The 11,314-nt window shown below is 71.6% G+C and carries 12 protein-coding genes; all 12 read left to right on the top strand.

Going from position 1 to position 11,314, the window contains the following annotated elements:
- Positions 1 to 171 precede the first annotated feature (171 nt).
- The 12 genes from ACILRB_RS06130 (at position 172) to uvrB (ending at position 11,272) form a co-directional block, all read left to right on the top strand.
- Positions 172 to 507: an STAS domain-containing protein gene (locus ACILRB_RS06130; RefSeq protein ID WP_395665409.1), complete on the top strand. Its 336-nt coding sequence runs from the start codon at positions 172 to 174 to the stop codon at positions 505 to 507.
- A complete protein-coding gene (locus ACILRB_RS06125) occupies positions 504 to 869 on the top strand; it encodes a response regulator (RefSeq protein WP_395665408.1) in 366 nt (121 codons plus the stop codon). Before ACILRB_RS06130 ends, ACILRB_RS06125 begins: the two co-directional genes overlap by 4 nt.
- Before the next feature lie 33 nt (positions 870 to 902).
- Entirely contained in the window at positions 903 to 3,047 is a 2,145-nt protein-coding gene (locus tag ACILRB_RS06120; protein ID WP_395665407.1) for a chemotaxis protein CheA, read from the top strand.
- A gap of 4 nt (positions 3,048 to 3,051) precedes the next feature.
- A complete protein-coding gene (locus ACILRB_RS06115; protein WP_395665406.1) occupies positions 3,052 to 3,537 on the top strand; it encodes a chemotaxis protein CheW in 486 nt (161 codons plus the stop codon).
- Positions 3,534 to 4,418, top strand: coding sequence for a protein-glutamate O-methyltransferase (locus ACILRB_RS06110; protein WP_395665405.1), 885 nt, complete (start codon positions 3,534 to 3,536; stop codon positions 4,416 to 4,418). Before ACILRB_RS06115 ends, ACILRB_RS06110 begins: the two co-directional genes overlap by 4 nt.
- Positions 4,415 to 5,452 (top strand): chemotaxis response regulator protein-glutamate methylesterase, encoded by a 1,038-nt coding sequence (locus ACILRB_RS06105; protein ID WP_395665404.1) that lies wholly within the window; start codon positions 4,415 to 4,417, stop codon positions 5,450 to 5,452. Before ACILRB_RS06110 ends, ACILRB_RS06105 begins: the two co-directional genes overlap by 4 nt.
- Positions 5,453 to 5,580: 128 nt before the next feature.
- Entirely contained in the window at positions 5,581 to 5,970 is a 390-nt protein-coding gene (locus ACILRB_RS06100) for a response regulator (protein ID WP_395665403.1), read from the top strand.
- Complete coding sequence (locus ACILRB_RS06095) at positions 5,967 to 6,542, top strand: chemotaxis protein CheD (RefSeq protein ID WP_395665402.1); 576 nt, start codon at positions 5,967 to 5,969, stop codon at positions 6,540 to 6,542. The genes ACILRB_RS06100 and ACILRB_RS06095 overlap by 4 nt, the downstream gene beginning before the upstream one ends.
- A 38-nt stretch (positions 6,543 to 6,580) precedes the next feature.
- Positions 6,581 to 7,009 carry a hypothetical protein gene (locus ACILRB_RS06090; RefSeq protein WP_395665401.1) on the top strand — a complete coding sequence of 143 codons (429 nt, stop codon included), beginning with the start codon at positions 6,581 to 6,583 and terminating at the stop codon, positions 7,007 to 7,009.
- A 114-nt stretch (positions 7,010 to 7,123) separates the two neighbouring features.
- A complete protein-coding gene (locus tag ACILRB_RS06085) occupies positions 7,124 to 8,350 on the top strand; it encodes an MFS transporter (protein ID WP_395665400.1) in 1,227 nt (408 codons plus the stop codon).
- A 49-nt stretch (positions 8,351 to 8,399) separates the two neighbouring features.
- Positions 8,400 to 8,585, top strand: coding sequence for a hypothetical protein (locus tag ACILRB_RS06080; protein WP_395665399.1), 186 nt, complete (start codon positions 8,400 to 8,402; stop codon positions 8,583 to 8,585).
- A gap of 56 nt (positions 8,586 to 8,641) precedes the next feature.
- Entirely contained in the window at positions 8,642 to 11,272 is a 2,631-nt protein-coding gene (gene uvrB, locus ACILRB_RS06075; RefSeq protein ID WP_395665398.1) for an excinuclease ABC subunit UvrB, read from the top strand.
- Positions 11,273 to 11,314 lie beyond the last annotated feature (42 nt).

Genomic DNA, 11,314 nt, shown 5'->3' with positions numbered 1-11,314 from the left:
TCCTCCCAGCCGTCTTCCGCCGGCGCCGGCTCGGGCCTGCGCAGCGCCGCCCCGGCCCGCGCGCCGCGCGGGCGACGCGAGAGTCGAGCTGAGATCCGTCGGCGCGCGGGCCGGGGCGGCGCTGCGCAGGCCCGAGCCGGCGCCGGCGGAAGACGGCTGGGAGGAATTCTGATGACCGTCATCCGGCAGGCCGCCGCGCCCGGAAATCAATCCGAAGCTCCGCCTTCGGCGCAGATCGTCGAGCTTGCGGCGACGCTCGACCTCATGGCCGCGGCGCCGCTCGCGGCCGAGCTCCTCGCGGCGCGCGGCGCCGAGCTTTTGATCGACGGGTCGCGCGTCGAACGCCTTGGCGGCCTGTGCCTGCAGGCGCTGCTGTCCGCGGCGGCGACCTGGCGCGCGGACGGGGCGCGCCTCGCCCTCGTCGACGCCTCGCCCGAGATGCTCGAAGCGTTCGCCTGCTTCGGCGTCGACCCTGACGACCTCGACAGCCGTGAGACCAGAATATGACCAAAACCATATTGACCGTCGACGACTCCCGCGTCATGCGCGACATGCTGGCTCTGGCGCTGCGGCGGGCGGGCTTCGCCGTGACCGGGGCCGAGGACGGCGCGCGAGGGCTTGAGGCGCTCGCCGCCGTGGCGCCTGACGCGGTCGTCACCGACATCAACATGCCGCGTCTCGACGGCTTCGGCTTCATCGAGGCGGCGCGCGCCGACGCGCGCTGGCGCGCGCTCCCGATCCTCGTGCTGACGACCGAAAGCGACGCCGAGAAGAAAGAGCGCGCGCGAAAGGCCGGCGCGACCGGCTGGATCGTCAAACCCTTCGATCCCGAAAAGCTCGTCGCCGCGGTGCGGCGCGTGTGCGGCTAGCCCGCCGGAACGTCCATAACGGAGAAGCGGCCCATGGACCCGATGGCGGCGATCAGGGAGACCTTTTTTCAGGAATGCGAGGAGCGGCTCGCCGAGCTCGAAACCGGGCTCGGCGCCATGCTCGACGGCGACGACGATCCCGAGACGGTCAACGCCGTGTTCCGCGCCGTCCATTCGATCAAGGGCGGGGCGGGGGCGTTCAGCCTCGAGGCTCTGGTGCGCTTCGCGCATCGTTTCGAGACGGCGCTCGACCATCTGCGGGCGGGACGCGTCGCGCCCGCGCCCGAGCTCGTCCGCCTCATGCTGAGGGCCGCCGACGCGCTCGCCGACCTCGCGCGGGCCGCGCGCGAGGGAGGCGAGCCCGATCCGGCGCGCTTCGAGGCGCTGGGCGCGGAGCTTTCGGCGGTCGGCCCGAAGGCGGAGGCTTCCCCGTCAAAAGCCGCCGGCGGCGAGGCGGCGGAGGAGGACGGCTTCGTCTTCGTTCCCGTGCCGATGGACGACTCGCTGTTCGACGATGCGCCGGCGCGGCGGCGCCTGCGCCTGCGGTTTCGCCCGCACGCCTCGCTCTACGCCGCGGCCAATGAGCCGGGCCTTCTGTTGCGCGAGCTGCGCGCGCTCGGCGCGATGCGCGCAAGATGCGACGCCTCCGCCCTGCCGCCGCTGCCCGACCTCGATCCCGAGGGCGCTTATCTGACCTTCGACATAGAACTCGAGACTGAACGAAGCCTGGACGAGGCGCGGGAGATCTTCGACTTCGTCGAGGGCGACTGCGACCTCGAAATCACTGAGGACGTCGACGCGGCGGCCGAGGAGGAGCCGGCGGTCGAGGACGTCGCCGCGCTCGTCGCGCGCCTCCAGGCCGAGGTCGAGGCCGAGCGCGCCGCGCTCGAAGCCGGCCCGCGCCGGCGCGCCGACGCGCCCGAAGAGGCCGCGCCCGCCACGCCGGCCGACGCTCCGGCGCGGCCCGACCAGCCCGCGCCCTCGATCCGCGTCGATCTCGACCGCGTCGACCGGCTCATCAATCTCGTCGGCGAGCTTGTCATCAACCAGGCCATGCTGGCGCAGCGGGTGCAGGAGGAAGGGCTCGCGCGCGCCTCGAAGGTCGCGAGCGGCCTCGACGAGCTCGAACAGCTGACGCGCGAAATCCAGGACAGCGTGATGGCGATCCGCGCGCAGCCGGTGAAGTCGGTGTTCCAGCGCATGCCGCGGCTCGTGCGCGAGGTCGCGGCGATGACCGGCAAAGAAGCGCGGCTCGTCATGGAGGGCGAGGCGACCGAGGTCGACAAGACCGTGATCGAACGCATCGCCGATCCGCTCACGCACATGATCCGCAACGCCATCGACCATGGGCTCGAGTCGCCGCAGGCGCGGCGCGCCGCCGGCAAACCCGAGGAGGGCGTGGTGCGGCTTTGCGCGCTGCATCGCTCGGGGCGCATCGTCATCGAGGTGTCGGACGACGGCGCCGGCATCGACCGCCCACGCGTCAAGGCCATCGCCGCGGGCAGGGGGCTCATCGCGCCCGACGCCGCGCTCTCCGACGACGAGATCGACAATCTGATCTTCCTGCCGGGCTTCTCCACCGCGTCGGAGGTGTCTGACATTTCGGGGCGCGGCGTCGGCATGGACGTGGTGCGCCGCTCGATCCAGGCGCTCGGCGGGCGCATCTCGATCCAGTCGCGCCCGGGGCGCGGCTCGACCTTCGTCATGAGCCTGCCGCTGACGCTCGCCGTGCTCGACGGCATGGTGGTGACGGTCGCGGGCCAGACGCTGGTCGCGCCGCTGACCGCGGTCGTCGAGACGCTCCAGCCAAAGCCCGGCGAGGCGCATGGCTTTGGCGGCGCGGCGCGCGTGCTCGCCATCCGCGGCCAGTTCGCGCCGCTGATCGACGTCGGCCGCGAGCTCGGCTACCGCGCCGAGCCGACCGACCCGGCGGCCGGCGTCGCCCTGCTGGTCGAGACCGAGGGCGGGGCGCGCAGCGTGCTTCTCGTCGACGCCATTCTGGGTCAGCGGCAGGTCGTCATCAAAAGCCTCGAGGCCAATTACCGGCATGTGCCGGGCGTCGCCGCGGCCACCATTCTCGGCGACGGCCGCGTCGCGCTGATCCTCGACGTTGACGCCGTCGTCGCCTCGGCCCGCGCCGAGGTCGAGCCCGCAGACCGTCTTATCGCAGCAGGATGAAGCCATGACCGAACCCGCCGTCAATCTGGCGAGGCGCAAGGACGACGCCGGCCGCGCGCGCGAGCTCATCGCCTTTCGCGTCGGCGCGCAGGAATTCTGCGTCGACATCATGTCCGTGCGCGAGATCCGCGGCTGGACGCCCGCGACCGCGCTGCCGCACGCGCCGGGCTTCGTGCGCGGCGTCGTCAATTTGCGCGGCGCGGTGCTGCCCATCGTCGATCTCGCCGCGCGCCTCGGCTTTCCGCCGGCCGAGCCGACGCCGCGCCATGTGATCATCGTCGCCCAGATCGGGCGACAGCTCGTCGGCCTGCTCGTCGACGCCGTCTCCGACATACTGAGCGTGCGGGAGGAGCAGCTCCAGCCGACGCCGGACGTCGCCTCGGAGGCGGCGCGCAGCTTCGTGCGCGGCGTTCTCGCCGTCGAGCGGCGCATGATCAGCCGCATCGCGCTCGACCATGTGCTGGGCGCGGACGCCGGAGCGCCGGCGTGAGCGCGGGCCCGACGCCGCCAGGCCTCGCCGCGACCGAGTTCGCGCTCTCGGCGGAGGATTTCCGCGAAATCGCCGCCATGCTGCATGAGGACGCCGGCATCCATCTGCCGGAGTCGAAGACGACGCTCGTCCATTCGCGCCTCGCGCGGCGGCTGCGCGCGCTCGGCCTTTCGAGCTTTCGCGACTATTGCGCGCTGGTGCGCGGGCGGCGCGGCGTCGACGAGCGCCAGCGCATGCTGGCGGCGCTCACGACCAACGTCACGAGCTTCTTCCGCGAGCCGCATCATTTCGCCCATCTCGAGCGCGTCGTCCTGCCGCCGCTGGTCGAGGCGGCACGGCGCGGGGCGCGGGTGCGGCTCTGGTCGTCGGCCTGCTCCTGCGGCCCTGAAGCCTATTCCATGGCGATGGTCATACTGTCGTTGATGCCCGAGGCGCGGCGCTTCGACGTGCGGGTGCTCGCGAGCGACGTCGACCCGACCATGATCGAGGAGGCGCGCGAGGGCGTCTACCCCGAGCGCCTCGCCGCCGCCGCGCCGCCGGCGCTGCGCGAGCGCTGGCTGAAGCCCGTCTCGCCGGGCGCGGCGGGCGAGCGGCTGCTGCGCGTCGGCGAGGAGGCGCGCGCGCTTGTCGCCTTCCGCGAACTGAACCTCAACGGGCCATGGCCGATGAAAGGCCCGTTCCAGGCGATTTTCTGCCGCAACGTGGCGATCTATTTCGAGGAGCAGACGCAGATGCAGCTGTGGAGCCGTTTCCCGACCATGCTCGCGCCGCAGGGCCGGCTGTACATCGGCCATTCCGAGCGGCTCGTCGGCCCGGCGGCGGACCTGTTCGAGGCCGAGGGCGTGACCCATTTCAGGCTCAGGCGGGGAGCGCGCGCATGAGCCCGGCCGGGCGCGCGGCGCGCGTGGTGGTGGTCGACGATTCGGCGAGCGTGCGCGCCCTGATCCGCGCCCTGCTCGAACGCGATCCGGCGATCGAGGTGGTCGGCGAGGCCGGCGACCCCTATGAGGCGCGCGAAGCGATCAAGGCGTCGAACCCCGACGTGGTGACGCTCGACGTCGAGATGCCGAAGATGAACGGCCTCGACTTTCTCGACAGGCTCATGCGGCTGCGCCCGACCCCGGTGGTCATGGTGTCGAGCCTCACCGCGCAGGGCGCGGACGCCGCCGTCGCCGCGCTCGAAAGGGGCGCCTTCGACTGCATCGGCAAGCCGGGCTGCGGCGAGCAGGAGGCGTTCGGCGCGGCGCTCGCCGCCAAGGTGAAGGCCGCCGCCGGCCGCCGGCCGCGGCCCGCCGCGCCGCGCCGTCTTGCCGCGGCGCAGCCGGAGCGGCTTTATCGCAGCGACGGGCGCGTCGTCGCCATCGGCGCCTCGACCGGCGGCGTCGAGGCGCTGATCGCGGTGCTGTCGCAGTTTCCCGACAACGGCCCGCCGACCGTCGTCGCCCAGCATATGCCGGAAGCGTTCACGCGGAGCTTCGCGCGCCGGCTCGACCGGCTCTGCCGGCCGGCGGTCAGCGAAGCCCATGACGGCGCGCCGATCGAGCCCGGACGCGTCTATCTCGCGCCGGGCGGGGAGGCCCATCTCGTCGTCGCGCCGGGCGCCCCGCCGCGCTGCCGCCTCGTCCGCTCCGCGCCGGTCAACGGCCATCGCCCGTCGGTCGACGCGCTGTTTCATTCGATCGCCGAAGCGATGGGCGCGCACGCGCTCGGCGCCATCCTGACCGGCATGGGCCGGGATGGGGCGCAGGGGCTCCTCGCCATGCGCCGGGCGGGGGCGGCGACGCTTGGCCAGAGCGAAAGCTCCTGCCTGATCTACGGCATGCCGAAGGCGGCCTGCGAGATCGGCGCAACCCAGAGGCAAGTTTCGCTGTCCATGATGGCCGCCGAAATCCTGCGCGCGACCGCGGCGCGCTGAAACGGCCGCGATCGCGGCGCGGACCGTCCGCCGCTCCGGCGGGCGCGCCGCCGCGCCGCGGCGCAACGTTAAGGAGCCGCCGCGCAGCGGCGCAAGAAGCCGCGCCGCTGCGGCGTAAGGAGTGGAAAATGCCCTTCGCAGCCGCCCTGCGCGTGCTCATCGTCGACGACCAGCTGACCAGCCGCCTCCTGATCCGGGGCGGCCTGCAGGAGCTCGGCGTGTCAGACATCGAGATGGCGGCCGACGGGGAGCAGGGCTTCAAATTCGTCACGGCCAGGCATCCGCATCTCGTCATCTCGGATTTCAACATGCCGAAGATGGACGGGCTCGCCTTTCTGCGGGCGGTACGCGGCTATGAGCCGACCCGAAGATCCGCCTTCATCCTGCTCACCGGACGCGGCGACAAGGAGATGATCGAACGCGCCCAGAAGCTCGGCGTCAACAACGTCATCGCCAAGCCCTTCACCATTCCGGTGCTCAAGGCGCAGATCGAAGCGGTCGTCGGGAAGCTCAAATGAGGGCGCCTTCGCTGGGCCGTGACGCGCGGCGCGTCGATCTGGCGGGCGCGGCGCCGGCGCGGCGGCTCCATCTCGTCCAGGGCGAGAGCCATGTGAGCGCCGACCCGGACCTCGCGCTGACGACTCTGCTCGGCTCCTGCGTCGCCGCCTGCCTGCATGATCCGCTCGCGCGCATCGGCGGCATGAACCATTTTCTGCTGCCAGGCGTCGAGGCCGGCGCCCCGCGCGACGCGCTCGATCCTGACGCCGTCCATCTGATGGAGCTGCTCGTCAACGGCCTGCTGCGCGAGGGCGCGAAGCGCGAAAGGCTCGAAGCCAAGCTCTTCGGCGGCGGCCGCCCGCTCGACGGCCTGTCCGACGTCGGCGCCCGTAACGCCGGTTTCGCGCTGCGCTTCCTCGCCCGCGAGGGCGTCCGCGTCGTCGGCGGCAGCCTTGGCGGGGACAGGGGACGGCGGCTCCAGTTCTGGCCGACGAGCGGGCGCGCGCGCCAGAGCTTCATCGACCGGGCCGAGGTTCCACGCCCCGCGCCGCCGCGCCGCCATGAGGCGGCGGGCGCCGTCGAGTTCTTCTGACGCGCGCGGGGCCTGTCATGCTGGAGCCGACGGCCGATATGACCATGCGCGCCCCGCGCCAGGAACGCGCCCTGCGCCCGGACTGCCGTCCGCCGGACGGGCCTGCGGGCGCCGCCGCGCCGCTCGACGCGCTGCTGCGCCGCTGCGGCGAGGAGCTCGAACGCCTCGCGGACCGGCTGGCCGCGCTCGAAGGCCATGTCGGCGAGATCGCGGTCGGCGAGACTGCGGCGCCGGGCGGCGGCGGCCTGCGCGCCGAAGCCGTGCGCGGCCTGCAGGATCTCGACCCCATGCGCCAGACGGCGGGCGCCCTTGGCGCGTTTCTGCTGCGGCTTTCGGCCGACGCGCCGGCCTGCGCGTTCGACGCAGGCGCGGCGCTCGCGGCCGTTCCGCTCGCAGGCCTCGCCGCGCGGCTCGCCGGCGGCGCGGCCGAGACGCCCGCGGCGATGGACGAACCCGAGCTGTTTTGAGCCCGGGCGCGGCTGCGGCCATATTGCGCCGCAATGCGTTTCGGCGATAATTCGCGCCATGGCCTCTCCCCACGCCGATCCCGTCGAAGCCGCCCTGCCGGCGCGGCGCGCCCGATGACCCGCCGCCTCACCCTTTTCTTCGCGGCGGCCTGCGGGCTCATCGTCGCCAATCTCTATTTCGCCCAGCCGATCGCCGCCGACATGGGCGCGGACCTCGGCATGTCGCCCGCGACGGTCGGCCTGCTCGTCACCTTCACCCAGATCGGCTATGCGACGGGGCTCCTTTTCCTCGCGCCGCTCGGCGACGGCATCGAGAACCGGCGCCTCGTCTCGGCCTGCCTCGCCGCGTCGTCGGCGGCGCTGATCGGCCTTGCGCTCGCGCCCACCGCCGCAACCGCGCTCGCCTTCGCCGCGCTCGTCGGCGTGTTCTGCGCCTCGGCGCAGATCATCGTGCCCTTCGCCGCCTCGCTCGCTTCGGAGACGACGCGCGGACAGGTCGTGGGCGACGTGATGAGCGGCCTCATGGTCGGCATCATGCTGTCGCGGCCGGCGGCGAGCGCCCATGCGCACTGGTTCGGCTGGCGCTCGGTGTTCCTCGCTTCGGGACTCGTCATGGCGACGCTCTCCGCCGTGTTCTTCATGGCCGCGCCGCGCCGCGCGCCGAAAGCCGAGCTGAGCTATGGCGCGGCCATGCGCTCGCTCGTCCGGCTCCTGCGCGAGACGCCGGCGCTGCGCTGGCGCATGGGCGCGCAGGCGCCGCTGTTCGCCGCCTTCAGCCTGTTCTGGACCGCGGTTCCGCTGGCGCTCACGAGCCCGGCCTTCGGCCTCACGCAGCAGGGCGTCGCGCTGTTCGCGCTGATCGGCGCGGGCGGCGCGGTCATGGCGCCGATCGTCGGCCGGACGAAAGGCCCGCCGCGTCCGCTGATGGGCGCGGCGATTCTCTCCGGCGCGCTCGCCTTCGCGCTCGCCTTCCTCGGCGTCGCGCTGCGCTCGCTCCTGCTCCTCGCGGCCGCCGCGATCGTGCTCGACATGGCCGTCTCGGCCAATCTGATCCTGAGCCAGCGCCTGCTCTTCTCGCTCGGCGAGACGGCGCGCAGCCGCCTCAACGCGCTGTTCATCGCGTCCTTCTTCTGCGGCGGCGCGGTCGGCTCGGCGCTGTCGACGGCCTCCTACGCCTGGGGCGGCTGGCCCGCGGCCTGCGCCGCCGGCGCGGGCTTCGCGCTGCTGGCGCTCGCCTCCTTCCTCGCCGAAGGGCGCGGCGCGGCGCGAAACGCCTGGCGGCCGCAGGAGATCGGCGAAGAGGCGGGCGACGCGGCCGGCGACGGCGGCGGCCTTTCTTAACCGCTTGGCGCCAAAACTTCCCCACCGCTCATTCGAGGGAAGACCTGTCTTGCTCAAGCTCTCGCCGCCCGGCTGGCCGATCCTGCTCGTCTCCATGAGTCTGGCCGGCCTCGCCGTCGCAAGCCTTTACTGGCGCATTCCGTTCATCGGCAATCACGTCGCGCCAAACCGCTTCTGGGCGCTCGCCATCGCCTATGGCGCGCTGCTCGCCGGGGTGGTCTCGCGCCGGCTCTGACGCGCGGCGCGCGGCCACGCCTTTCCACGCGGCGCGTTCGGCCCCATATTGAGCCCATGCCGAAGCCGCCCCGCTCCTCCGCCGCCGCGCCCGCGAAAACGAAGGCGCGCGTCTCGCGCGCCAAAGCGTCGAAGCCCGAGGTTCGGCCGCTCGACGAACATCTCGCCGCCCTGCTCAATCCGGCGCTGAACCAGCGCCCGGGCGGCGTCGCCGAGACCGCCGCGGCCTATCACACGGGCGTGAGCGCCGGCGTTGACGCGAGCCTCGCCGCAAGCCTCGGGCTGAAGCCGCTCGATCCGCCGGCGAAGGCGCAGGCGCGCGGCGACGGTCTGTCCGGCGCCGTCGCCACCATCGAATCGCTGAAGGACCTTCTGGAGCGCGGCGATCCCAATCTGCGCGAAAAGAAGCCCTGGACGCCGCATCGCCCGCCGCGCCCCGAAAAAAGCGAAGGCGGCGTGCCCTTCAGGCTCGTCTCGGAGTTCGAGCCCAAGGGCGACCAGCCCGCCGCCATCGACGAACTCGTGGCCGGGCTCGAGGCGCGCGAACGCGACCAGGTGCTGCTCGGCGTCACCGGCTCGGGCAAGACCTTCACCATGGCGAGCGTCATCGCCCGCTCAAACCGCCCGGCGCTGATCCTCGCGCCGAACAAGACGCTGGCCGCGCAGCTCTACGGCGAGTTCAAGAGCTTCTTTCCCGACAATGCGGTCGAATATTTCGTCTCTTATTACGACTACTACCAGCCCGAGGCCTATGTGCCGCGCTCGGACACCTATATCGAGAAAGAAAGCTCGATCAACGAGCAGATCGACCGCATGCGCCACGCCGCGACGCGCGCCCTGCTGGAGCGCGACGACGTCATCATCGTGGCCTCGGTCTCGTGCATCTACGGCATCGGCTCGGTCGAGACCTACACAGCCATGACTTTCACGGTGAAGGCCGGCGAGACGATCGACCAGCGCCAGCTCATCGCCGATCTCGTCGCGCTGCACTACAAGCGCTCGGCCGGCGATTTTTCGCGCGGCGTGTTTCGCGTCAGGGGCGACACGGTCGATCTGTTTCCGGCCCATTACGAGGACCGGGCCTGGCGGATCAATTTCTTCGGCGATTCGATCGACTCCATCTCGGAGTTCGACCCCTTGACCGGCAGGAAGACGCAGGACCTCGAATTCGTCAAGATCTACGCCAATTCGCATTACGTCACGCCGCGCCCGACGCTGCTGCAGTCGATCAAGGGCATCAAGGCCGAGCTGAAGCAGCGGCTCGTTGAACTTTACGGGGCCGGCCGTCTGCTCGAGGCGCAGCGGCTCGAACAGCGCACCCTGTTCGACCTCGAAATGCTCGAGGCGACCGGCTCCTGCGCCGGCGTCGAGAATTATTCGCGCTATCTCACCGGGCGCCTCCCCGGCGAGCCGCCGCCGACCCTGTTTGAATATCTGCCCGACGACGCGCTGGTGTTCGCCGACGAATCGCATGTCACCGTGCCGCAGATCGGCGGCATGTATCGCGGCGACTTCCGGCGCAAGGCGACGCTCGCCGAATATGGCTTCCGCCTGCCGTCCTGCCTCGACAACCGTCCGCTGCGCTTCGAGGAATGGGAGGCGATGCGGCCGCAGACGGTGCATGTCTCGGCGACGCCCGGGTCCTGGGAGATGGAGCGCACCGGCGGCGTGTTCGTCGAGCAGGTCATCCGCCCGACCGGCCTCATCGACCCGCCGGTCGAGGTGCGCCCGGCGCGCAGCCAGGTCGACGACCTGCTCGACGAGGTGAAGATGGTCGCGGCCAAGGGCTATCGCGCCCTCGTCACCGTGCTGACCAAGCGCATGGCCGAGGACCTGACCGAATATCTGCATGAGCACGGGATTCGCGTGCGCTACATGCATTCCGACATCGACACGATCGAGCGCATCGAGATCATCCGCGACCTGCGCCTTGGCGCCTTCGACGCGCTGGTCGGCATCAATCTCCTGCGCGAGGGGCTCGACATCCCCGAATGCAGCCTCGTCGCCATCCTCGACGCCGACAAGGAAGGGTTTTTGCGCAGCGAAACGTCTTTGGTGCAGACCATCGGGCGCGCCGCGCGCAACGTCGACGGCAAGGTGATCCTCTACGCCGACCATGAGACCGGCTCGATGCGGCGGGCCATGGCCGAGACCGCGCGCCGCCGCGAAAAGCAGATGGCCTATAACGCCGAGCATGGCATCACGCCGGAGTCGATCCGGCGCGGCATCAGGGACATTCTTGGCTCGGTCTATGAGCGCGATCATGTGACGGTCGATTCGGGCCTCGTCGCGCCCGAGGCGCTGATCGGCCATAATTTTCAGGCGACCGTGGCGGACCTCGAAAAACGCATGCGCGCCGCCGCCGCCGACCTCGACTTCGAGGAGGCGGCACGGCTGCGCGACGAGCTGAAGCGGCTCCAGGCGGCCGAGCTCGCCGTCGGCGCCGATCCGATGGCCCGCCAGCATGACGTCGAGGCGGCGGGCGGCGGCTATCGCGGCGAGCGCAAATATGGCGCGGCCGCCAATCTGCCGGCGAGCCGCCCGCACAAGCCGACCGACGACGAGATGGGCCCGCATAATTTCGGCGGCGGCGAGGCCAAGCCCCGCGCCGGCCGCCCCGCCCCGGAGCGGCCGCGCAGCACGGCGGGCAAGGGCGGCACGCGCACGTTCAAGGGCAAGTCGCGCTAAGGCAAACCGCGCGGAGGGCAGGCCGCGCCGAGGGCAAACCAC

Origin of the sequence: Methylocella sp. (assembly GCF_044226135.1) — a bacterium.
Classification (GTDB): Bacteria; Pseudomonadota; Alphaproteobacteria; order Rhizobiales; family Beijerinckiaceae; genus Methylocapsa.
Note: the sequence above shows the minus strand (reverse complement) of the source record. Positions and strands in the feature narration are given on the sequence as shown.

Bases quoted from the DNA above. Each gene is read 5' to 3' on its own strand.
- ACILRB_RS06090 (WP_395665401.1), top strand. From the start codon at position 6,581: ATGACCATGCGCGCCCCGCGCCAGGAACGCGCCCTGCGCCCGGACTGC.
- ACILRB_RS06115 (WP_395665406.1), top strand. From the start codon at position 3,052: ATGACCGAACCCGCCGTCAATCTGGCGAGGCGCAAGGACGACGCCGGC.
- ACILRB_RS06100 (WP_395665403.1), top strand. From the start codon at position 5,581: ATGCCCTTCGCAGCCGCCCTGCGCGTGCTCATCGTCGACGACCAGCTG.
- ACILRB_RS06095 (WP_395665402.1), top strand. From the start codon at position 5,967: ATGAGGGCGCCTTCGCTGGGCCGTGACGCGCGGCGCGTCGATCTGGCG.
- ACILRB_RS06105 (WP_395665404.1), top strand. From the start codon at position 4,415: ATGAGCCCGGCCGGGCGCGCGGCGCGCGTGGTGGTGGTCGACGATTCG.
- ACILRB_RS06085 (WP_395665400.1), top strand. From the start codon at position 7,124: ATGACCCGCCGCCTCACCCTTTTCTTCGCGGCGGCCTGCGGGCTCATC.
- ACILRB_RS06125 (WP_395665408.1), top strand. From the start codon at position 504: ATGACCAAAACCATATTGACCGTCGACGACTCCCGCGTCATGCGCGAC.
- ACILRB_RS06130 (WP_395665409.1), top strand. From the start codon at position 172: ATGACCGTCATCCGGCAGGCCGCCGCGCCCGGAAATCAATCCGAAGCT.
- ACILRB_RS06120 (WP_395665407.1), top strand. From the start codon at position 903: ATGGACCCGATGGCGGCGATCAGGGAGACCTTTTTTCAGGAATGCGAG.
- uvrB (WP_395665398.1), top strand. From the start codon at position 8,642: ATGCCGAAGCCGCCCCGCTCCTCCGCCGCCGCGCCCGCGAAAACGAAG.